25 protein-coding genes are annotated in these 19,617 nt (G+C 59.9%); 6 read left to right on the forward strand and 19 right to left on the reverse strand.

Features of this window, described 5'->3' with window-relative positions:
* Positions 1-124: 124 nt before the first annotated feature.
* The 4 genes from MHH62_RS11270 to MHH62_RS11285 form a co-directional block, all read right to left on the reverse strand.
* The gene (locus tag MHH62_RS11270) at positions 125-943 is read right to left on the reverse strand and encodes a M48 family metallopeptidase (protein WP_014716953.1); all 819 of its coding nucleotides are present in this window, start codon (positions 941-943) and stop codon (positions 125-127) included.
* A gap of 120 nt (positions 944-1,063) precedes the next feature.
* A complete protein-coding gene (locus tag MHH62_RS11275) occupies positions 1,064-1,684 on the reverse strand; it encodes an SOS response-associated peptidase (protein ID WP_014716952.1) in 621 nt (206 codons plus the stop codon).
* 37 nt (positions 1,685-1,721) lie between these two features.
* Positions 1,722-1,982 (reverse strand): DUF2007 domain-containing protein, encoded by a 261-nt coding sequence (locus MHH62_RS11280; RefSeq protein WP_014716951.1) that lies wholly within the window; start codon positions 1,980-1,982, stop codon positions 1,722-1,724.
* 32 nt (positions 1,983-2,014) lie between these two features.
* Positions 2,015-2,197, reverse strand: coding sequence for a CPXCG motif-containing cysteine-rich protein (locus tag MHH62_RS11285; RefSeq protein WP_014716950.1), 183 nt, complete (start codon positions 2,195-2,197; stop codon positions 2,015-2,017).
* A 132-nt stretch (positions 2,198-2,329) separates the two neighbouring features.
* Here MHH62_RS11285 and MHH62_RS11290 point away from each other — a divergent pair, with 132 nt between their 5' ends.
* Positions 2,330-3,493, forward strand: coding sequence for a 1-acyl-sn-glycerol-3-phosphate acyltransferase (locus MHH62_RS11290; protein WP_014716949.1), 1,164 nt, complete (start codon positions 2,330-2,332; stop codon positions 3,491-3,493).
* Between the two features lie 180 nt (positions 3,494-3,673).
* Here the strand turns inward: MHH62_RS11290 and MHH62_RS11295 are convergent, their stop codons facing one another.
* Positions 3,674-3,931 (reverse strand): hypothetical protein, encoded by a 258-nt coding sequence (locus MHH62_RS11295; RefSeq protein WP_014716948.1) that lies wholly within the window; start codon positions 3,929-3,931, stop codon positions 3,674-3,676.
* 182 nt (positions 3,932-4,113) lie between these two features.
* Here MHH62_RS11295 and MHH62_RS11300 point away from each other — a divergent pair, with 182 nt between their 5' ends.
* Complete coding sequence (locus MHH62_RS11300) at positions 4,114-4,323, forward strand: hypothetical protein (protein WP_014716947.1); 210 nt, start codon at positions 4,114-4,116, stop codon at positions 4,321-4,323.
* 60 nt (positions 4,324-4,383) lie between these two features.
* On the opposite strand, the gene MHH62_RS11305 is transcribed toward MHH62_RS11300, so the two are convergent.
* Positions 4,384-4,968 (reverse strand): YajG family lipoprotein, encoded by a 585-nt coding sequence (locus MHH62_RS11305; protein ID WP_014716946.1) that lies wholly within the window; start codon positions 4,966-4,968, stop codon positions 4,384-4,386.
* Positions 4,969-5,150: 182 nt separating this feature from the next.
* Between MHH62_RS11305 and MHH62_RS11310 the strand changes: the two genes are divergently transcribed.
* Together MHH62_RS11310 and mqo are read left to right on the forward strand one after the other, a co-directional pair.
* The gene (locus tag MHH62_RS11310; protein WP_014716945.1) at positions 5,151-5,384 is read left to right on the forward strand and encodes a hypothetical protein; all 234 of its coding nucleotides are present in this window, start codon (positions 5,151-5,153) and stop codon (positions 5,382-5,384) included.
* A 728-nt stretch (positions 5,385-6,112) separates the two neighbouring features.
* On the forward strand, positions 6,113-7,621 hold the full coding sequence (gene mqo / locus MHH62_RS11315) for a malate dehydrogenase (quinone) (protein WP_014716944.1): 1,509 nt from the start codon (positions 6,113-6,115) through the stop codon (positions 7,619-7,621).
* 109 nt (positions 7,622-7,730) lie between these two features.
* Here mqo and MHH62_RS11320 read toward each other — a convergent pair whose 3' ends face one another.
* The 3 genes from MHH62_RS11320 to MHH62_RS11330 form a co-directional block, all read right to left on the reverse strand.
* The gene (locus tag MHH62_RS11320; RefSeq protein ID WP_003188614.1) at positions 7,731-8,018 is read right to left on the reverse strand and encodes a PA4642 family protein; all 288 of its coding nucleotides are present in this window, start codon (positions 8,016-8,018) and stop codon (positions 7,731-7,733) included.
* 99 nt (positions 8,019-8,117) lie between these two features.
* Entirely contained in the window at positions 8,118-8,585 is a 468-nt protein-coding gene (locus MHH62_RS11325) for a WbuC family cupin fold metalloprotein (RefSeq protein ID WP_020301262.1), read from the reverse strand.
* Between the two features lie 3 nt (positions 8,586-8,588).
* Positions 8,589-9,146, reverse strand: coding sequence for a hypoxanthine-guanine phosphoribosyltransferase (locus tag MHH62_RS11330; RefSeq protein ID WP_003188610.1), 558 nt, complete (start codon positions 9,144-9,146; stop codon positions 8,589-8,591).
* A gap of 164 nt (positions 9,147-9,310) precedes the next feature.
* On the opposite strand from MHH62_RS11330, the gene upp reads away from it, so the two are divergent.
* Both upp and MHH62_RS11340 read left to right on the forward strand, forming a co-directional pair.
* Positions 9,311-9,949, forward strand: coding sequence for a uracil phosphoribosyltransferase (gene upp / locus MHH62_RS11335; protein ID WP_003188608.1), 639 nt, complete (start codon positions 9,311-9,313; stop codon positions 9,947-9,949).
* A 2-nt stretch (positions 9,950-9,951) separates the two neighbouring features.
* Positions 9,952-11,226 carry a uracil-xanthine permease family protein gene (locus MHH62_RS11340; RefSeq protein WP_032903371.1) on the forward strand — a complete coding sequence of 425 codons (1,275 nt, stop codon included), beginning with the start codon at positions 9,952-9,954 and terminating at the stop codon, positions 11,224-11,226.
* 127 nt (positions 11,227-11,353) lie between these two features.
* Here MHH62_RS11340 and hisC read toward each other — a convergent pair whose 3' ends face one another.
* The 10 genes from hisC to MHH62_RS11390 all read right to left on the reverse strand — a co-directional run bounded on the left by hisC (position 11,354) and on the right by MHH62_RS11390 (position 19,379).
* Positions 11,354-12,406 (reverse strand): histidinol-phosphate transaminase, encoded by a 1,053-nt coding sequence (hisC, locus tag MHH62_RS11345; RefSeq protein ID WP_014716942.1) that lies wholly within the window; start codon positions 12,404-12,406, stop codon positions 11,354-11,356.
* Between the two features lie 3 nt (positions 12,407-12,409).
* Positions 12,410-13,726 (reverse strand): histidinol dehydrogenase, encoded by a 1,317-nt coding sequence (gene hisD, locus MHH62_RS11350; RefSeq protein WP_020301263.1) that lies wholly within the window; start codon positions 13,724-13,726, stop codon positions 12,410-12,412.
* A 128-nt stretch (positions 13,727-13,854) separates the two neighbouring features.
* Positions 13,855-14,490 carry an ATP phosphoribosyltransferase gene (gene hisG / locus MHH62_RS11355; protein ID WP_003188599.1) on the reverse strand — a complete coding sequence of 212 codons (636 nt, stop codon included), beginning with the start codon at positions 14,488-14,490 and terminating at the stop codon, positions 13,855-13,857.
* A 211-nt stretch (positions 14,491-14,701) separates the two neighbouring features.
* Positions 14,702-15,967, reverse strand: coding sequence for a UDP-N-acetylglucosamine 1-carboxyvinyltransferase (murA, locus tag MHH62_RS11360; RefSeq protein ID WP_339232969.1), 1,266 nt, complete (start codon positions 15,965-15,967; stop codon positions 14,702-14,704).
* Between the two features lie 23 nt (positions 15,968-15,990).
* Entirely contained in the window at positions 15,991-16,230 is a 240-nt protein-coding gene (locus MHH62_RS11365; RefSeq protein WP_003188597.1) for a BolA family protein, read from the reverse strand.
* A 114-nt stretch (positions 16,231-16,344) separates the two neighbouring features.
* Positions 16,345-16,650, reverse strand: coding sequence for an STAS domain-containing protein (locus MHH62_RS11370; protein ID WP_003188596.1), 306 nt, complete (start codon positions 16,648-16,650; stop codon positions 16,345-16,347).
* Positions 16,647-17,294 carry an ABC transporter substrate-binding protein gene (locus MHH62_RS11375; protein WP_014716940.1) on the reverse strand — a complete coding sequence of 216 codons (648 nt, stop codon included), beginning with the start codon at positions 17,292-17,294 and terminating at the stop codon, positions 16,647-16,649. The genes MHH62_RS11370 and MHH62_RS11375 overlap by 4 nt, the downstream gene beginning before the upstream one ends.
* 11 nt (positions 17,295-17,305) lie before the next feature.
* Positions 17,306-17,773 (reverse strand): outer membrane lipid asymmetry maintenance protein MlaD, encoded by a 468-nt coding sequence (mlaD, locus tag MHH62_RS11380; protein ID WP_003188593.1) that lies wholly within the window; start codon positions 17,771-17,773, stop codon positions 17,306-17,308.
* Positions 17,773-18,570, reverse strand: a complete 798-nt coding sequence (gene mlaE, locus MHH62_RS11385) for a lipid asymmetry maintenance ABC transporter permease subunit MlaE (RefSeq protein ID WP_003188592.1) — start codon at positions 18,568-18,570, stop codon at positions 17,773-17,775. The genes mlaD and mlaE overlap by 1 nt, the downstream gene beginning before the upstream one ends.
* A complete protein-coding gene (locus tag MHH62_RS11390) occupies positions 18,570-19,379 on the reverse strand; it encodes an ATP-binding cassette domain-containing protein (RefSeq protein ID WP_003188590.1) in 810 nt (269 codons plus the stop codon). Before MHH62_RS11390 ends, mlaE begins: the two co-directional genes overlap by 1 nt.
* Positions 19,380-19,617 lie beyond the last annotated feature (238 nt).

Genomic DNA, 19,617 nt, shown 5'->3' on the forward strand with positions numbered 1-19,617 from the left:
CAGAATCAGCGCCTGGCATAGGACCCTGTGGGAGCGGGCTTGCCCGCGAAGGCGAGGTATCAGTCACTGAATGAGTCACTGCAACACCGCATTCGCGAGCGAACTCGCTGCCACAGGGCGTCGATCAGGACTTCTTGGCCTGCTGGTAGAGCGGCATTACCTTCGGAATCGCCGCCTGCAAGGACGCGATGCGGCTGTCGGAAGCCGGGTGCGTGCTCATGAATTCCGGCGGTGCGCCTTCCGAAGCCTTGGCCATCTTGTTCCACAAGGTGATGGCCGCGTTCGGGTTGTAACCAGCGCGGGCGGCCAGTTCCAGGCCGATCAGGTCGGCTTCGTTTTCATTGCTGCGGCTGTTGGGCAAGGTCATGCCGTAGTTGGCCACGGTATCGGCCAGTGCCAGGCTGTCCTGGCCGAGACCGAATATTGCCCCGGCGCCCTGCTTGGCCATCTGGATACCGTAAGCCTTGGACATGGCTTCTCGGCCGTGCTCACGCAAGGCGTGGGCGATTTCATGGCCCATCACGGCGGCCAGTTCGTCATCGGTGAGCTTGAGGTTGTCGATCAAGCCGCTGTACACCAGGATCTTGCCGCCAGGCCCGCAGTTGGCGTTCATCTCATCGCTTTTGATCAGGTTCACATCCCAGTTCCACTGGGCCGCATCCGCGCGGAAAGTCGGAGCCTGGGCGATCAGGCGCTTGGCAATGGCCTGCACGCGCTTGGCGTTGGCGCTGGTCTTGTCCAACACCCCTTTGCTGCTGGCTTCACCCAGGGTCTGCTGATAAGACTGGGCATACATCTGGTCGACTTCCTGGCTCGACAGCATGCTGAACATGTACTGCTTGCGTTCCACCCCAACGGCGCCGCCGCTGGTGGTATTGACCGACTGACAACCCGCCAGCAGCATCGCTGCAACCAAACCGCTTACCACCAATGACTTCTTCATGAACACGCTCCCTGAAAACATGGCGCGTATCGTAGGCGGTCATTGGTATCTGCGCCAGATACACCAGACGTTTAACCGCTGAATTTCAGATACATCCGAACGCGACCGGACTGGCAAAGCTCACGCCGGGGTCAGGCACTCGGGCCCATTGAGCTTCGGATCGTTGACCATATTGGCCAGCACCCGCTCGCGCAGCACGGCAGGCTCAGCCGCCAGCAGGCTCTGCAATACATGCAGCGGTGTCTCGGGGTCGAGCCAGGCGGCCTGCGCTGCCGCGTCCAGGATCAATGGCCGGCGCTGACTTTGCGCCGCTTGGGTAACCACCGCCGTACTCAGCCATACCTGCTCCTGCACCGGATACGCTTCCCACACTGCGGCAAAGAACAACGTGGAGCCCTCCCCCGGCGTGAGCCAATACGGGCGCTTGCGCTGGGTGCCGCGCCATTCGTAGAAACCGTTGGCCGGCAGCAGGCAGCGGCGCTGGCGGAACGCTTCACGGAACATCGGTTGTTCGGCCAGGGTTTCGGCGCGGGCATGGGCTGGAGTACGCGACAGGTCTGTCAGCCAAGGCGGCGTAAGGCCCCAACGGGCACGCGCCAGGGTGAGCTGGCCTTCGCTCAGGCGCTGGATCAGTACCGAATCATTGGGGGAAATGTTCCACTGGGCCTGCTGATCCGCGGGGAAGCCGGGCAAGGCAGCAAAGGCAGGGTTCCAGCGAAACAGGGCATAACGTCCACACATGGGGCAACACGACTCTTGGGGTAAACCGACCGACAGCCTAACAGACCAATACGTCGGGGAAGCTGTCGGGTTCGTCGCCGGGCAACGGTTGCGCGCCGATATAGGCAGTGATCAGCTCGCGGGCAACAGCCGCCTGATCGTTATCGACCTCCAGCCCCAGCAAGCCGAAGATCGGCAACTCGCCCGTGCCGCCGAGCAGGTGGCGCCCCACCAGATGCGCCTCGATGCCTTCACTGGCAAGCATCTGCTGCAGCAACTCGCCCTCCATCAGGTTTTCCGGTTCGTAGACTCGCTGCATGGGCGTACCTTTTTATTCGTTCCCGCTGCGCATTATTCATTTTCGCTGCGGGTTTCAAGCATCCACTCTTCACCATGAACTTGCAGGTCGAATGTGATCGGCCGGCAACACACTTGGCAGTCTTCTATATAGGTCTGGTCACCACCGGACAAATCCACCGTTGTCTCGACCTCTTCGCCACAATAAGGACAATCGTACAGCGCAGTTTCGAGCATCGCAGTCTCCCAGGTGACTTGTGCGTATAATCGCCGGTCTATTTACAGGGCTATTCTTGGCCGGCCCCTTATTCGGACCGCACCCTGACATTTCCTTTTACTTACCCTAGCCGTTTCTAACAAGAGAGCATGATGGGCGAATTCGATACCATCCGACCTTACAACGACAGCGAAGTCCCGGCAGTGCTGGCGCGCCTGTTCAGTGACAAGGCCTTTCTGGACATCCTGACCCACTTCCGCTTCCCGCGCTTTGCAGGCGCCCTGGGCTGGCTGCTCAAGCCAATGATCGCGCGCAAACTGCGCCGTGAGTTCGCTGGCGTCACCACCGTGGCCACGCTGCAGGACAAGGTCGAGTACTACGTTGACCACACCATTGACCGGGCGACCGACGGCGTGACCTATACCGGCGTCGAGCAACTGAAATCCGGCACCGCCTACCTGTTCCTGGCCAACCACCGCGACATCGTGATGGATCCGGCCTTCGTCAACTACGCCGTGTACCACGCCGGCCTGCCGACGCCGCGCATCGCCATCGGCGACAACCTGCTGCAAAAGCCGTTTGTCAGCGACCTGATGCGCTTGAACAAGAGCTTCATCGTGCACCGTTCGATCACCGGGCGAAAGGAGAAGATGGCGGCTTACAACCTGCTGTCGGCCTACATCAATCATTCGATCCGCAACGACTGCCAGTCGATCTGGATTGCCCAGGCTGAAGGCCGGGCCAAGGATGGCGATGACCGTACCGAATCGGCGATCCTCAAGATGTTCCACGTCAGCCGCAAGGACGAGCCATTTGCCGAGGTCATACAGTCGTTGAACCTGACGCCGGTGTCCATCAGCTACGAGTACGACCCTTGCGATGCCGCCAAAGCCCGCGAGTTGTATATCCGCGCCACCACCGGTACCTACAGCAAGGCACCGGGCGAGGATGATGTGAGCATTGCCCTGGGCATTACCGGCTATAAAGGCCGGGTGCACGTGAACTTTGCGCCGCCGATCACCGAGCGTTTCGAAGACACCAAGCTGCTGGCCGTGGAAATGGACCGGCAGATCCTGGGCGGCTATCGGTTGTTCCCGGTGCACTACCTGGCATATGCGCAGTGGAGTGACGCCGACCCGCAATTGCAGGTGCCCAAGGCGGCGGACGTATTCCCGGCCGATGAGCTGGCCAAGGCCAAGGCGGAATGGGAGCGGCGCTTGAACGAGTGCCCGGCGGAGCACCGGCCTTATCTGGTGGTGCAGTATGCGACGCCGGTACGCAACCAATACCGAGTCAAGGCTGGGATCCCTCTATAAACACCCAACCCAAATATGTGAGCCCACAGGGGATATGGGGCAGGCGCTGATTCTGTGGGCAGTACATGGCCAGTGTGGGAGCTGGCTTGCCTGCGATAGCGGTGGGTCAGTTAAAGATTCAGCGGCTGATACACCGCCTTCGCGGGCAAGCCCGCTCCCACATTTGGTTTTGCAGTGGAATTAGAAGTGGGTGCTGAGCCAGGAGATGGCCAGGGCCAGGCCAAGGCAAGCAAAACCGACGCGGTACGCCAGGCGATGCGCCCGTTCGGTGCGTGTATCCAGAAACAGCATCGGCTGGTCGATAGCGCGCTCTTCGCTGCGCAGGGCCAGGTCGGCCATCGCACGCTGTGCATGCAGGCGGGTGATGAACAGCACCCAGGCGCCCGAGCAGGCAACCAACAGGGCAACAATATTAATGAGCAGTGCGGGCAGCGCCATCGCAAACCTCGGTGAACCAGTGTTCGGGTATCAGTCCAGATACACTCCTGAACGATCGTCGCCTCCTGCGCCTTTAATGCTCCTTCCCCATGGACGGCTAATGTATCCAGTAATTTACGCCGTCACCTGAACGTCACCTTAACAAGCCACTCTGTTGCCCTTCGACGCTTGAGGAGCTTGTCATGCTGCATGCGCAAAACCAGGATCGGCTGTATCTGATCGCCCAGAGCGATGAACAGGAGGCGCTGATCGGCAGCCTCGCGTTCAACGTTCAGGACCGCCATTGGCTGGTGTATTGCGCCCTCGGCGGGCACCAGCATGCCGATCTGCCGGAGCTGGATGTGCTCACCGGCGTGAGCATGCTGGACTTTTATGTCGATACGGCGGCATGACAAAACCACAGGCATAAAAAAACCGGGCTCAGCGATGAGCCCGGTTTTTTTGTGAGCGGCTTATTGCGCGCTGAGCAGTTGGCCGATGCTTGGGTCCTTGAACAGGCGGGTCAGGGCATCGCTGAGCACGTCGCTGACCAGCTTGGTGTTGGTTTCCTGGTTGGGCGACATGCCGAAACGCTGGTTGAGCGAGGCGGCGTAGCGGCCACTGTAACGGCGGGTGCCGGCACTGACGTCAGACTTGAAGGTGGCGCCGATGGAAGCCTCGGTCACATACAGGCCGTCTTTGGGCGACTGGTATTTAAGCTCGGCCAGGGTCACGGTCAGTTGTGGTACGCCTGGCGAGTTGGTCGGCGTAAAGCCCAACAAACGCACAGCAGCTTCAGCCTGGGCCTGCAACTTGGGCAGCACATCCTGGCCGGTCACCGAAATCAGTGCGGTCTCCGGGTACAGGCCGCCACGCGAGCCCAGGGTCGGCGACGGACGACCGTCGACCACGCGCACCGACACCGGCTGGCCATGGCCTACCGCAGCCAACGGCGCAGTGACTTTAGGTTGCGGGCTGAGTTGTTGCGGGCTGTTGGCGCAGCCGACAAGGGTCAAACTGGTCACAGTGATCAAACCGAACAACAGGCGTTGCAACATCGCATTTCTCCAGGACTAGGTGCAGACAGGTCGCCAGTATAACGGTGCACGCGCGCCACTCACCAGCGATCCTGAACGACGACTGAAGCCCCGGTGCAAATTACAAATTCGCATAAATTCGTCACCCCAGTGTCATGCCACACTGGCAACCTTCAAGCATGTAACACACCAGGTACACAGCCATGCGCCTTCTCAAGACCCTGTTCATGTCACACACCCGCCATCGTCACTTTGCCTTGCTCGATGCCAAAGGCCATTGCCAGGCATTCAAGCAGTGCAGCCTGCCGCCCGTCGGTGAAGGCTGGGTGGAAGTGACCGAGACTCACCTGGGCTGGATGCACCGCCCACTGCCGGCCAGCGCCCGGGTCAGCCCGCAGGTTTTTCGCGCACAACATCGGCAAGCGTTGGCCTCCTGACCGGGACCCGAATAAAAGTCATAAAACACGCCCATTTCCTTGGCATTCTTCGCTACAATCTCCCCCCGATTATAAGGACGTCTCCTGATCGGGCCCCGCAGCATCGTTAATGCCCAGGCATTAGCCCCCAAAATCGCCCACAGAGAGCCGCCCACACAGATCGAGTGAAGCTGGCGTGCTTGCTGTTTCCTTTGCAAACCACCCCGTCTTTCATCGAATCTGCCAGAGCTGCCATTGCGCTCGGCCACTTGAGTTGTTTGCCCGTTTTGCCGCGTGTCGGCAGAGGTTTACGGGCCAGGTGCCAGGCTGGGGCAGCCCTTTTTTGAGGTTCACGTCTTCAAAAGAGCGTGAAAAAACGGGTTTTCACAACTTCACAAGAGTGTGGCGAGCAAATGAATAGTTTGGCGTTTGTACAAGCACCATCAGCGTCTGGGTCAGCCCAATTACACAGGATCGAGCCTTCCTCAAAAACCGGAGCTTGAGCCTGTCCGCTACGGATTGGTTGCACGAATCGCACGCTTTGACCATAAGTCGAATTGCCACAGGCGCCCATGAATGCGTTCATAGGCAGATTAGCCCGGCAGGAAGCGTGTGCTGAAGTTGCAAAGAATTGCGAAACGGACATGGCGATCCTGGCCATGGGTAACCTGGGGCAACACGTGAATCGCCCCGTCACTCCTGGCAGCCATGCCGTCAATTTGGTGCTGCAGATTTTGGAGACGCGTTAAATGGCGCATAACGAAGCAGTCGACGTAGTACTGGTAGGGGCCGGCATCATGAGTGCCACCCTGGCCGTACTGCTCAAAGAGCTCGACCCCAGCCTCACGCTGGAAGTCGTTGAGCTGATGGACTCGGGTGCCGCGGAGAGTTCCAACCCGTGGAACAACGCCGGCACCGGCCATGCCGGGCTGTGTGAGCTGAACTACACGCCACAGGCCGCCGATGGTTCCATCGACATCAAGAAAGCCGTGCACATCAACACCCAGTTCGAGGTGTCGAAGCAGTTCTGGGCTTACCTGACCAAGAAAGGCACCTTTGGCTCGTCCAAGTCGTTCATCAGCCCGGTGCCGCACCTGAGCTTCGTGCAGGGCGACAAAGGCGTGTCCTTCCTCAAGAAGCGCTTTGAGACCCTCAGCCAGCACCACGCGTTTTCGGACATGCACTACACCGAAGACCGCAGCGAAATGGCCGAGTGGATGCCGTTGATGATGCCGGGCCGCCCGCTCGACGAAAAAATCGCCGCCACCCGCGTGATGAACGGCACCGACGTCAACTTTGGCGCCCTGACCAATCAGCTGCTCAGCCACCTGACCAGTTCGCCAGACGCCCAGGTCAAGTACTGCAAGCGCGTAACCGGCCTCAAGCGCAACGGCGCAGGCTGGACCGTGAGCATCAAGGACGTCAACAGCGGTAACAGCCGCGACGTCGATGCCAAGTTCGTGTTCCTCGGCGCTGGCGGTGCGGCGCTGCCGTTGCTGCAGGCCTCGGGCATCGAAGAGAGCAAAGGCTTCGGCGGCTTCCCGGTGAGCGGCCAGTGGCTGCGTTGCGACAACCCGGAAGTGGTCAAGCAGCACCAGGCCAAGGTCTACAGCCAGGCTGCCGTGGGCTCGCCGCCGATGTCCGTGCCGCACCTGGACACCCGCGTGGTGGATGGCAAGAAATCCCTGCTGTTCGGGCCATACGCTGGTTTCACCACCAAGTTCCTCAAGCACGGCTCGTTCCTTGACCTGCCGATGTCGATTCGCGCCGGCAACATCGGCCCGATGCTGGCCGTGGCCCGCGACAACATGGACCTGACCAAGTACCTGGTCAGCGAAGTGCGCCAGTCCATGGAACAGCGCCTGGAATCCCTGCGTCGCTTCTACCCGGAGGCGAAAGCCGAAGACTGGCGCCTGGAAGTGGCCGGCCAGCGCGTGCAGATCATCAAGAAAGACCCGAAGAAAGGCGGCGTGCTGCAGTTCGGCACCGAACTGGTCGCGGCCAAGGACGGTTCGCTTGCGGCACTGCTGGGCGCGTCTCCTGGTGCTTCGGTCACGGTCTCGATCATGCTGGAGCTGATCGAGCGCTGCTTCCCGGAGAAAGCCGCCGGTGAGTGGGCTACCAAGCTGCATGAGATCTTCCCGGCACGCGAGAAAGTGCTGGAGACGGACGCCGAGCTGTATCGCAAGCTCAACACGCAGAACAACATCAGCCTGGAGCTGGTGGAGCAAAGCAACGAGGCTGAAAGCTACGCGTGAGGTCGTGACGCAGAGCGTCACAGAATGCATTCCCACGCAGAGCGTGGGAACGAGCGCGAAACGCCCCGGCCTCTCATGAGGCCGGGGCGTTTTTTTGTGGCTCGGATAATCAGCCGCGGGCGTTGTCGATCAGCTCGATGTATTCGGCGGCGTTGCGCTGGTCTTTGATCAGGTCGACGAAGGTCTGGCCATGCTCGTCCTTGCCGTCCAGGTCCAGGCCTGCTTCTTTGAAAAAGCCCAGGAAACGCTCGAAGTCGTCGATACGCAGGCCGCGATAGGCCTTGATCAGTTTGTGCAGGGACGGCGACGTCGCATCAACCGGCTCGAAGTCCAGGAACAACTTGATCTGGTCGTCACCGATTTCGTCGCCAATCACCTGTTTCTTATCTTTACGCATTACCGACTCCAGCCTGCAGACATTTACACGGGGCTTGAAGTCTACCTGCGCGACGCCGGCTTCGAAAGCGGTGAGAAAGCAATGTGGGACGGGGCTTGCTCAGTCGAACTGGGCAAGCATCCAGCGATGATACTCAGCCATACCTGCCTCGCCTTCACGGGGAGCCCAGTCGGCCAGCTCACCCTCACCCACAGCGCGGTAAGGGCCAGCCTTGCACTCAAACATCACGCTGTCCGGCTCAAGCACTACCAGGCCATGGAACACGCCGGGCGACAGGTCGACGCCCTGGCATTCCCCGCCCGCTTCCAACACACGCGTGCTCAACACTTCCCCCGTCTCGCTGAAAATCAGGATTCCCAGACGCCCTTTGAGCACCAGCAACGTCTCCGCCTTATCGGCACTCAGGTGACGGTGAGGCTGTACATAGGTGCTGGGCTGCAAACCGACGGCCATGCGATGACAAGGCTCTTGCATCTCATGGAAGTTAACGTTTTGACGACCACGGGGATTGGCGGCCGCTTTCTCGGCCAACTCGGCAAACAGCGTCTGATCAAGAAAGCGGGCCATCGATTACATTCCTTTAACGGCGTAGATGCCATTGGCATTACGCCAGTAGCCCTTGTAGTCCATGCCATACCCGAAGATATAACGGTCGACGCACGGCAACCCGACAAAGTCGGCTTTCAGCTCTGGGCGCGCCTTGCGGTCGTGGTCTTTGTCGATCAGCACGGCGGTGTGCACTTTGCGTGCGCCGGCATGTTTGCAGAAATCGATGATAGCGCCCAGGGTGTGACCTTCATCGAGAATGTCATCGATGATCAACACATCGCGGTCGATGAACGACACTTCCGGCTTGGCCTTCCAGAACAAGTCGCCGCCGCTGGTCTCATTGCGATAGCGGGTGGCGTGCAGGTAAGAGGCTTCCAGCGGGAACTGCAGGTGAGTCAGCAATTTACCGGCGAAGATCAGGCCACCGTTCATCACGCAGAAGACCACCGGGTTGGTGTCGGCCATTTCGCGGGTGATGTGCGCGCCAACCTTGGCGATCGCTGCTTCGACTTGCGCTTCGGTGTACAGGCAGTCAGCCTCGTGCATGATTTGACGGATATGCTCGAGATCAGCAGACATGGCGCTCTCCAAGGGGGTGCTGTGGCAAGAAAAGCGGGCGAAGGTACGCTTCTCGTGCGCTCCAATCAAGCCTTTATGGACTAACGTACTTGATGTCTATAGGACAACACCCTCGGATAGATTAATCTAGGCCGGTTTTTTTGCCCGCCGCCGGAGCCTTTCCTATGCCCACTCGCGAGATCCGCCACCCGCTGATCCGACACAAACTCGGCCTTATGCGCCGTGCCGACATTAGCACGAAGAACTTCCGTGAGCTTGCTCAGGAAGTCGGAGCGTTGCTCACTTACGAAGCCACCAAGGATTTGCCCCTGGAAACCTACGAGATCCCCGGTTGGGCTGGTCCCGTACAAGTGGAGAAAATCGCCGGTAAGAAAATTACCGTCGTCCCTATCCTGCGTGCCGGTATCGGTATGCTCGAAGGTGTACTCAGCCTGATCCCGGGCGCCAAGGTCAGCGCCGTGGGCGTAGCCCGCAATGAAGAAACACTGCAGGCCCACACCTACCTGGAAAAACTCGTCCCGGAAATCAACGAACGCCTGGCCATGATCATCGACCCGATGCTCGCCACCGGCAGTTCCATGGTCGCCACCATCGACTTGCTGAAAAAAGCCGGTTGCCGGGACATCCGCGCCATGGTGCTGGTGGCCGCGCCAGAAGGCATCGCCGCCGTCGAGAAGGCCCATCCGGATGTACAGATCTACACCGCATCCATCGATGAGCGCCTGAATGAACACGGCTACATTATCCCGGGCCTGGGCGATGCCGGTGACAAGATCTTCGGCACCAAGCAGAAGGACGCGTGAGCATGCAGGATGAATTCAACGACCCGCTTTGGCGCCAGATCCTGTCTGGCGCACAAATGCTCTTCGTAGCATTTGGCGCGTTGGTGTTGATGCCGCTGATCACAGGTCTTGATCCAAACGTCGCGCTGTTTACCGCAGGCCTGGGCACGTTGTTGTTCCAGGTGGTGACAGGGCGGCAGGTGCCGGTATTTTTGGCATCGAGCTTCGCGTTCATCACCCCGATCATTCTCGCCAAGGGCCAGTTCGGCCTGGCGGCGACCATGGGCGGCGTGATGGCGGCGGGTTTCGTCTATACGTTCCTGGGACTGGCCGTGAAGGTCAAGGGCACCGGTTTTATCGACCGGCTGCTGCCGCCCGTGGTGATTGGCCCAGTGATTATCTCGATCGGCCTGGCCATGGCGCCGATTGCCGCCAACATGGCCATGGGCAAGTCTGGCGACGGTGCAGAGCTGATCCACTATCAGACGGCGATGCTGATCTCGATGCCAGCGCTGCTTACCACTTTGATCGTGGCGGTGTTCGGCAAGGGCATTTTCCGCCTGGTGCCGATCATTTCCGGCGTGCTGGTGGGTTTTGCCATGTCGTTCTACTTTGGTGTGGTCGACACGGCGAAAATCGCCGCCGCCCCCTGGTTCGCCCTGCCCCACTTCACCGCGCCGGAGTTCAACTGGCAGGCGATCCTGTTTATCGTCCCGGTAGCACTGGCCCCGGCGATCGAGCATATCGGGGGTGTGATTGCGGTAAGCAGCGTGACCGGCCGCGATTACCTGAAAAAGCCTGGCCTGCATCGCACGCTGCTGGGTGACGGTATCGCCACCACGGCTGCCGGCATGTTTGGCGGCCCGCCGAACACCACCTACGCCGAAGTGACCGGCGCCGTGATGCTGACCAAGAACTACAACCCGAAAATCATGACCTGGGCGGCAGTGTTTGCCATCAGCCTGGCGTTCATCGGCAAGTTCGGCGCGCTGCTGCAGAGCATCCCGGTGCCGGTGATGGGCGGGATTCTGTGCCTGCTGTTCGGCTCGATTGCCGCGGTGGGGATGAACACGCTGATTCGCCACAAGATCGACCTGGGCGAGGCGCGCAACCTGGTGATTGTGTCGGTAACGTTGGTGTTCGGGATTGGCGGTGTGCTGGTGGGTACCGGCACCGGCCCGGATGATTTCGGCCTCAAGGGCATCGCCCTGTGTGCGGTGGTGGCAATTGGTTTGAACTTGCTGCTACCGGGCAATGATGGCTGGAAGAACAAGAAGCCGGATGAGCCGCTGCTGTAACTGACTAAACGCAAATCAGTGTGGGAGCTGGCTTGCCTGCGATAGCGGTGTATCAAACGACAGATAGGTCGACTGTTACACCGTCATCGCAGGCAAGCCAGCTCCCACATTTGATTTTCAGCGTCTGTTAGAGCTCACCGAGCCCGTCGATCAGCGCCTGGTTCTGCTCCGGCGTCCCGATGCTGATCCGCAGGAACTGGGCAATCCGCTCCTGCTTGAAGTGCCGCACGATCACCCCTTGCTCACGCAACTTGGCGGCCAGCCCTGCAGCGTCATGCCGCGGGTGACGGGCGAAGATGAAGTTCGCTGCCGATGGCAATACCTCGAATCCCTTAGCTTCCAATTGCGCGACGACCTGGTTGCGGCTGTCGATCACCCACTGGCAGGTTTTCTCAAAGTATTCACGGTCGTCAAACGCGGCCGCCGCGCCAACAATCGCCAACCGATCCAACGGGTAGGAGTTGAAGCTGTTCTTGACCCGCTCTAGCGCCTCGATCAGGTCTGGGTGGCCCACAGCCAGGCCCACACGCAAACCGGCCAGTGAGCGCGATTTGGACAGGGTCTGGGTCACCAGCAGGTTCGGGTAACGGTCGACCAGGCTGATGGCAGTTTCGCCGCCGAAGTCGATATAGGCTTCATCGACCACCACCACCGAATCCGGGCTGGCCTTGAGGATCTGCTCCACCGCGTCCAGCGCCAGTACGCAGCCGGTGGGCGCGTTAGGGTTGGGGAAGATGATCCCGCCGTTGGGCCTGGCATAGTCAGCGGCCCGAATCTGGAACTGTTCGTCCAGTGACACCGCGTCGAACGTAATGCCGTACAGGCCGCAGTACACCGGGTAGAAGCTGTAGCTGATATCCGGGAACAGCAGCGGCAGATCGTGCTGGAACAGGCCATGGAAGATGTGCGCCAAGACTTCGTCAGAACCGTTGCCGAGGAACACCTTGCCGGCATCGATCCCGTAATACCTGGCCACGGCCTGCTTGAGCAGGTCGCTGTTGGGGTCCGGGTACAGGCGCAAGTTGTCGTTCAACTCGGCCTGCATTGCCGCCAGCGCCTTGGGCGATGGGCCGTAGGGGTTTTCGTTGGTGTTGAGCTTGACCAGTTTGGTCAGCTTCGGTTGCTCACCGGGTACGTAAGGCACCAGGTCCTTGACGAAAGGGCTCCAGAATTTGCTCATGCCTTACGCTCCCTTGACGATGCGGTATTCAGCGCTGCGTGCGTGCGCGCTGAGGGATTCACCACGGGCCAGCACCGAGGCGGTCTTGCCCAGCTCGGAAGCGCCTTGTGGCGAGCAGAAGATAATCGACGAGCGCTTCTGGAAGTCGTACACCCCCAGCGGCGACGAGAAACGCGCAGTGCCGGAGGTGGGCAACACGTGATTGGGGCCGGCGCAATAGTCGCCCAGGGCTTCGCTGGTGTGACGGCCCATGAAGATCGCCCCAGCGTGACGGATCGATGGCAACCAGGCCTGTGGGTCCGCTACGGACAGCTCAAGGTGCTCCGGTGCGATGCGATTGGCCACTTCAATGGCCTGCTCCATGTCACGCACCCGAATCAGCGCACCACGGCCGTTGATCGACTTCTCGATGATCTCGGCACGCTCCATGGTCGGCAGCAGCTTATTGATGCTGGCGGCGACCTTGTCGAGGAACTCGGCATCGGGGCTGACCAGGATCGCCTGGGCGTCTTCATCGTGCTCCGCCTGGGAGAACAGGTCCATGGCGATCCAGTCCGGGTCGGTCTGGCCGTCACACACCACGAGGATTTCGGAAGGACCGGCGATCATGTCGATACCGACCTGGCCAAACACATGGCGTTTGGCGGTGGCGACGTAGATATTGCCGGGACCGACCACTTTATCGACCTTCGGCACGCTTTCGGTGCCATAGGCCAGCGCTGCAACGGCCTGGGCGCCACCAATGGTGAATACCCGGTCGACACCGGCGATGCAGGCGGCAGCCAGCACCAGCTCGTTGATCTCGCCACGGGGGGTCGGCACCACCATGACCACTTCGGTCACGCCGGCGACTTTGGCCGGGATCGCATTCATCAACACCGACGATGGATACGACGCCTTACCGCCCGGCACGTACAGGCCGGCGCGGTCCAGTGGCGTGACCTTCTGGCCCAGCACAGTGCCGTCGGCCTCGGTGTAGCTCCAGGAGTCCTGCTTCTGTTTTTCGTGATAGCTGCGTACCCGCGCCGCAGCGACTTCGAGGGCTTCGCGCTGCGGTGCGGTGATGCGCGTCAGCGCCAGCTCCAGGCGTTCACGCGGCAGGATCAGGTCAGCCATGGACTGCACGTCCAGGCCGTCGAACTGGCGGGTGAAATCCACCAGCGCAGCATCACCGCGCTCACGCACGGCCTTGATGATGTCGAGCACCCGCTGGTTGACCGAGTCGTCAGACACGCTTTCCCAGCTCAGCAGATGATCCAGATGATGGGCGAAATCCGGGTCGGCAGCGTTGAGTCGGGCAATTGCAGTGGACGTGGTCATAGCGAGGGCCTCAATAGAATTGGCAAAAACTCAGGCGCCCTAAACTAGCAGTCGTTTCCGCTTGGGCACCTGAGAATTCTGGCTATGAGGCGGATAGACGGGCGCAGCTCTTCAGCTACGCGGGTGAGTCAACCGCGGTGTCGAGACTCCACTGCCTTGCGCAGGGTGTCGATCAACGCCTGAATACGGGCGTGCTGCATCTTCATCGATGCTTTGTTGACGATCAGGCGGGAGCTGATGTCAGCGATAAAATCCTGGGGCTCCAAACCGTTGGCACGCAGGGTGTTGCCGGTGTCGACCACGTCGATGATCTTGTCGGCCAGCCCGATCAGCGGTGCCAGCTCCATGGAGCCGTAGAGCTTGATGATATCGACCTGACGGCCTTGTTCGGCGTAATAGCGCTTGGCAACGTTGACGAACTTGGTGGCGACCCGCAGGCGGCCCTTGGGCTCGACATCACCCACGCGGCCAGCGGTCATCAGCTTGCACAGGGCGATGCGCAGGTCCAGAGGCTCGTACAGGCCCTGGCCACCGTATTCCATCAGCACGTCCTTGCCGGCAACACCCAGGTCGGCGGCGCCATGTTCAACGTAGGTCGGCACGTCGGTAGCCCGCACGATCAGCAGGCGCACGTCGTCCTGGGTCGTGGGGATGATCAGCTTGCGGCTCTTGTCCGGATTCTCGGTCGGCACGATGCCCGCTTCAGCCAGAAGCGGCAACGTGTCGTCAAGGATGCGGCCCTTGGACAGTGCGATGGTCAACATGGGAAATGTCAGTCCTTCATCAGGCTATTGCTGTCCGGTCGCAAACGGCGCCAGACACAGATCGAGGCCATGACAGCCTCGATTTGAAACAAACCAGTCAACAACAAACTGTGGCGAGGGAGCTTGCTCCCGCTGGGACGCGAAGCGGCCCTCGAAGAGCGGGACTGCTACGCAGTCCAGCGGGAGCAAGCTCCCTCGCCACAAACAGGGACTAGCCCGGTACGCGGCGAATCTTCGCGCCGAGCATCTGCAGTTTCTCTTCGATGCACTCGTAACCACGGTCTATGTGGTAGATGCGGTCGATCAGGGTGTCACCTTCGGCGCACAGTGCCGAGATTACCAGGCTGGCCGAGGCACGCAGGTCGGTTGCCATTACTGGCGCGCCCTTGAGCTTGTTGATCCCGGTGACGATGGCGGTGTTGCCTTCGACCTGGATCTTGGCGCCCATGCGGTGCAGTTCATACACGTGCATGAAGCGGTTTTCGAAGATGGTCTCGATCACGGCACCGGTGCCTTCGGCAATCGCGTTCAAGGAGATGAACTGCGCTTGCATGTCGGTCGGGAACGCCGGGTACGGAGCGGTACGCACGTTGACGGCTTTTGGCCGCTTGCCGTGCATGTTCAGCTCGATCCAGTCTTCGCCGGTGGTGATCTCTGCGCCGGCTTCCTTGAGTTTTTCCAGGACGGCTTCCAGGATGGTCGGATCGGTGTCCTTGACCTTCACACGGCCACCGGTCACGGCAGCGGCAACCAGGTAGGTACCGGTCTCGATGCGGTCAGGCATGACTTTGTAGGTGGCGGTGTGCAGACGCTCTACACCATCAATAGTGATGGTGTCAGTGCCAGCGCCGGAAACTTTGGCGCCCATGGCGTTGAGGAAGTTGGCCAGGTCGACCACTTCCGGCTCGCGTGCGGCGTTCTGCAACACGCTGCGACCGTTGGCCAGGGCAGCGGCCATCATGATGTTCTCGGTACCGGTGACGCTGACGGTATCAAAGAAGAAGTTCGCGCCGCGCAGGCCGCCTTCCGGCGCCTTGGCCTTGATGTAGCCGCCTTCGACGTCTATGACTGCGCCCATGGCCTCAAGGCCACGGATGTGCAGGTCGACCGGACGCGACCCAATGGCGCAACCGCCAGGCAAGGCTACTTCGGCTTCGCCGAAACGGGCAACCATCGGGCCCAGCACCAGGATCGACGCACGCATGGTTTTCACCAGTTCGTACGGGGCAATCAGGGTCTTGATGGTACGTGGGTCAATTTCGACGGCCAGCTTCTCGTCGATCACCGGCTCAATGCCCATGCGACCGAACAGCTCGATCATGGTGGTGATGTCGTGCAGGTGCGGCAGGTTGGCCACAGTCACCGGGCCATCGCACAGCAGGGTCGCTGCCAGGATCGGCAAGGCGGAGTTTTTCGCACCGGAAATGCGAATCTCGCCATCAAGGCGGGCACCGCCGGTAATAATCAATTTATCCATAAGAATCTCGACGCCTTGGGGGCTCAGGTGCGCTCGGCCCAGGCCGCGCGGCTGAAAAATTTCATAGTGACCGCATGGATGCTGCCATCGGTGATCCATGGGTTCAAATGGGCATAGATCTGCTGCTGACGCTTGACCGGGCTCAATGCCGCCAGTTCATCGCTAATCACGTTCAGCTGGAAATTGCAGCCTTCGCCTTCGACTTCTACAGTCGTTTCAGGCAGCTTTCCTTCAAGGAAGCTCTTAACTTCTAGGGCCTGCATGCTCAACCTCTATCGGCGCCCAGTGCGCACGGGTCGCACATCATACAAAAAAGCCCCGCGCCTGCGAACCCCGCATAGCAGGACTCTGACGGGGGGCTTCTTTAACAATGTGTATTAAGGATGCGCCAGTAGCTCGGTCAAACCGGAAACTTCGGCAATTTCGCGCATGTCTTCCGGCAACGCACGGATACTGACCGGTTTTTTCGCCGCCTCGGCATCACGCATGAAGCACAGCAACAACGACAGGCCGACGCTGCTGGACTTGGTCACCGCCGAGCAATCAAGCACCAGCTCTGGCGCTTTGCTGGCCTTGATCAGCGCCTGGCCCTGCTTGCGCAGGTCAGGCCCGGTGCGGTAATCCAGCACGCCGCTGAGGAACAGCTCGCCGGCGTCGCCGATACGAACAGCCGACTCGGTCATTGCGCAGGCTTCCCGGCAGCTTTGTCGGTTTCTTCCTTGGCCTTGGCCACTTCACCGGCCCAACCGTTGATGGTCTTGTCCAGATCGTTGCCATTGCGCTGCATCGCGTCGGCGAACTGATCACGGAACAGCTTGCCGATGTTGATACCGTTGATGATCACGTTACGCAGCTTCCACTCACCGTTGATCTTCGTCAGGGTGTAGGACACAGGGTACACGGCGCCATTGCTGCCGGAGACTTTCATCCCGACTTCAGCACGGTCGCCCGACTCGTCCTTGGGCGCATCAACGATAATGCCCTGGTTGTTGTATTCCAGCAGAGCGTTGCCGTAGAACTGGAACAGACCCTTCTTGAAGTTTTCCTGGAACGTCTGCATCTGCGCAGGCGTAGCCTTGCGCGAATACTTGACCGTCATGATGCTTTTGGAGATGCCTTCAGCATCGACCACAGGGCCAACGATTGTGTTGAGCGCGTTGTAGAACTTGGAAGGGTCTTGCTTGTACTGTTCTTTATTAGCCTTGAGGTCAGCCAGCATTTTGCTGGTGGTGTCCTGCACCAAATCGTGGGCAGAACCTGCCGCGTTGGCCATCATCGGCAATGCTGCAAGCAGTACCAGCAGGCCACGTCGCAAGGTAGAGATCATGAACAGATTCCTCATTTGGCGTCTTTATTGACCGTATTGAGCAAAAATTTTCCGATCAGGTCTTCAAGCACCAGCGACGACTGTGTGTCGTGGATGGTCGAACCATCCTTGAGCAGGGCTGTTTCCCCGCCCACGCTGACCCCGATGTACTTCTCGCCCAGCAAACCCGCAGTGAGGATAGATGCCGTGGAGTCAGTTGGCAGATTATCTACCTTCTTGTCCAGTTGCATCGTCACCCGACCGGTAAAGCTGTCGCGATCCAGATCGATTGCCGTGACTTTGCCGATGGTGACACCGGCCATGGTCACTTTGGATCTGACCGTCAAACCGGCGATATTGTCGAAGTACGCGTAAAGTTTATAGGTATCGGCGGTAGGGCTGGCCGACAGGCCGCTGACTCGCAGGGCCAACAACAGTAAAGCCAGGATGCCAGCCAGCAAGAAAAGGCCGACACCGATTTCCACAGTGCGGTTTTGCATCAGAAATCTCCAAACATCAAGGCGGTCAAAATGAAGTCAAGGCCCAGTACCGCCAACGAGGCGTACACAACGGTCTTGGTGGTGGCACGGCTGATCCCCTCTGAAGTGGGCTCACAGTCATAGCCTTGGAATACGGCAATCCAGGTCACCACAAAGGCAAAGACGATGCTCTTTATAATGCCGTTGAGCACGTCACCGGTGAAGGTCACGCTGTTTTGCATGTTGGCCCAGTAGGAGCCGTCGTAGACCCCCAGCCAGTCAACCGCCACCCACGAACCACCCCAGATACCCACCACGCTGAAGATCATTGCCAGCAGTGGCAGGGAAATGAAGCCGGCCCACAGGCGCGGGGCAACGATGTACTTGAGCGGGTCCACGCCGATCATTTCCAGGCTGGACAGCTGCTCGGTGGACTTCATATTGCCGATTTCAGCGGTCAACGCCGAGCCCGCACGCCCAGCGAACAACAAGGCGGTGACCACCGGGCCAAGCTCACGCAACAGGGTCAGGGCCACCATCTGCCCTACCGCCTGCTCCGAGCCGTAGCTGGACAGGATATTGAAACCCTGCAGGGCCAGCACCATGCCGATGAACACGCCGGAGACCACGATGATCACCAGGGACATCACCCCCACCGAGTGCAGTTGCTTGACCAGCAGGCCAAAGCCGCCGCCGATGCCGCCGCGCCCCAGCAAGGCGTGAAACAGGAAAATGGTCGAACGCCCCAGCACTTCGACGATGTCGATGCCCGAACGACCGAAAAGGCGAACCTTCTCGATAAGAGATGTCTTGCGCATCAGCGCTTCCCCAGAAGATCTGAGCGGTAGTCCGCCGCCGGAAAGTGAAAAGGCACCGGGCCATCGGGGTTGCCGGTCATGAATTGGCGAATGCGCGGGTTATCGGCGTTCATCAACTCTTCAGGCGTACCCTGCCCCAGCACCTGGCCATCACCGACTACATACAGATAGTCGGCAATGCTCGCGGTTTCGGCCAGGTCGTGGGAGACCACGATACTGGTGATTCCCAGTGCATCGTTGAGCAGGCGGATCAGGCGCACCAACACGCCCATGGCGATCGGGTCCTGCCCCACGAATGGCTCGTCATACATGAGGATCTGTGGGTCGAGGGCAATGGCCCGCGCCAGGGCGACACGGCGCTTCATGCCACCGGACAACTCGTCCGGCATCAGGTCGATGGCGCCGCGAAGGCCTACGGCCTGCAGCTTCAGCAACACGATGTCACGAATCATTTCATCGGACAGCTGGGTGTGCACCCGCAGCGGGAAGGCCACGTTTTCGAACACATCGAGGTCGGTAAACAGCGCGCCGCTCTGGAATAGCACGCCCATATGCTTGCGCGCATCGAACAGATCGCTGCGTGACAGAGTCGGCAGGTTCTGGCCGTTGACCCACACTTCCCCGGCACTGGGGCGCAATTGCATGCCCATCAGGCGCAACAGGGTGGTCTTGCCGCAACCGGAAGGCCCCATGATGCCCGTGACCTTGCCGCGAGGAATGCGAATATCGACGTTATTGAAGATGCTGCGCGTCCCGCGCTTGAAGGTAAGACCCTTCAGCTCGACCGCGTAGGCGTTATCGGCACTCATCTAATCTCCTTGGGATGCAGCCTTTCACTCAGACACCATGTGTGCGACTTTGGTTTTCAACAGATGCGCAATAGTTGAGCACATGGGTTGGGCGGACCGAACTGGCGGCGAACTATATCACTGCTGGTACAGAGCGCCCAAGGCCGGAACAGCGCTGGTTCAGATTTGAGACAGGGAAAAAACGTTGCTTGCTATGTTGCCCACGGTGGTTTTCAGTTATCCCGCGCACAAAGCCTGA

It is taken from the genome of Pseudomonas sp. FSL L8-0168 (genome assembly GCF_037976155.1).
Lineage (GTDB): Bacteria > Pseudomonadota > Gammaproteobacteria > Pseudomonadales > Pseudomonadaceae > Aquipseudomonas > Aquipseudomonas paracarnis.

Coding starts and splice junctions, on each gene's coding strand:
- MHH62_RS11270 (WP_014716953.1), bottom strand. CDS start 943: ATGAAGAAGTCATTGGTGGTAAGCGGTTTGGTTGCAGCGATGCTGCTG.
- MHH62_RS11275 (WP_014716952.1), bottom strand. CDS start 1,684: ATGTGTGGACGTTATGCCCTGTTTCGCTGGAACCCTGCCTTTGCTGCC.
- MHH62_RS11280 (WP_014716951.1), bottom strand. CDS start 1,982: ATGCAGCGAGTCTACGAACCGGAAAACCTGATGGAGGGCGAGTTGCTG.
- MHH62_RS11285 (WP_014716950.1), bottom strand. CDS start 2,197: ATGCTCGAAACTGCGCTGTACGATTGTCCTTATTGTGGCGAAGAGGTC.
- MHH62_RS11290 (WP_014716949.1), top strand. CDS start 2,330: ATGGGCGAATTCGATACCATCCGACCTTACAACGACAGCGAAGTCCCG.
- MHH62_RS11295 (WP_014716948.1), bottom strand. CDS start 3,931: ATGGCGCTGCCCGCACTGCTCATTAATATTGTTGCCCTGTTGGTTGCC.
- MHH62_RS11300 (WP_014716947.1), top strand. CDS start 4,114: ATGCTGCATGCGCAAAACCAGGATCGGCTGTATCTGATCGCCCAGAGC.
- MHH62_RS11305 (WP_014716946.1), bottom strand. CDS start 4,968: ATGTTGCAACGCCTGTTGTTCGGTTTGATCACTGTGACCAGTTTGACC.
- MHH62_RS11310 (WP_014716945.1), top strand. CDS start 5,151: ATGCGCCTTCTCAAGACCCTGTTCATGTCACACACCCGCCATCGTCAC.
- mqo (WP_014716944.1), top strand. CDS start 6,113: ATGGCGCATAACGAAGCAGTCGACGTAGTACTGGTAGGGGCCGGCATC.
- MHH62_RS11320 (WP_003188614.1), bottom strand. CDS start 8,018: ATGCGTAAAGATAAGAAACAGGTGATTGGCGACGAAATCGGTGACGAC.
- MHH62_RS11325 (WP_020301262.1), bottom strand. CDS start 8,585: ATGGCCCGCTTTCTTGATCAGACGCTGTTTGCCGAGTTGGCCGAGAAA.
- MHH62_RS11330 (WP_003188610.1), bottom strand. CDS start 9,146: ATGTCTGCTGATCTCGAGCATATCCGTCAAATCATGCACGAGGCTGAC.
- upp (WP_003188608.1), top strand. CDS start 9,311: ATGCCCACTCGCGAGATCCGCCACCCGCTGATCCGACACAAACTCGGC.
- MHH62_RS11340 (WP_032903371.1), top strand. CDS start 9,952: ATGCAGGATGAATTCAACGACCCGCTTTGGCGCCAGATCCTGTCTGGC.
- hisC (WP_014716942.1), bottom strand. CDS start 12,406: ATGAGCAAATTCTGGAGCCCTTTCGTCAAGGACCTGGTGCCTTACGTA.
- hisD (WP_020301263.1), bottom strand. CDS start 13,726: ATGACCACGTCCACTGCAATTGCCCGACTCAACGCTGCCGACCCGGAT.
- hisG (WP_003188599.1), bottom strand. CDS start 14,490: ATGTTGACCATCGCACTGTCCAAGGGCCGCATCCTTGACGACACGTTG.
- murA (WP_339232969.1), bottom strand. CDS start 15,967: ATGGATAAATTGATTATTACCGGCGGTGCCCGCCTTGATGGCGAGATT.
- MHH62_RS11365 (WP_003188597.1), bottom strand. CDS start 16,230: ATGCAGGCCCTAGAAGTTAAGAGCTTCCTTGAAGGAAAGCTGCCTGAA.
- MHH62_RS11370 (WP_003188596.1), bottom strand. CDS start 16,650: ATGACCGAGTCGGCTGTTCGTATCGGCGACGCCGGCGAGCTGTTCCTC.
- MHH62_RS11375 (WP_014716940.1), bottom strand. CDS start 17,294: ATGATCTCTACCTTGCGACGTGGCCTGCTGGTACTGCTTGCAGCATTG.
- mlaD (WP_003188593.1), bottom strand. CDS start 17,773: ATGCAAAACCGCACTGTGGAAATCGGTGTCGGCCTTTTCTTGCTGGCT.
- mlaE (WP_003188592.1), bottom strand. CDS start 18,570: ATGCGCAAGACATCTCTTATCGAGAAGGTTCGCCTTTTCGGTCGTTCG.
- MHH62_RS11390 (WP_003188590.1), bottom strand. CDS start 19,379: ATGAGTGCCGATAACGCCTACGCGGTCGAGCTGAAGGGTCTTACCTTC.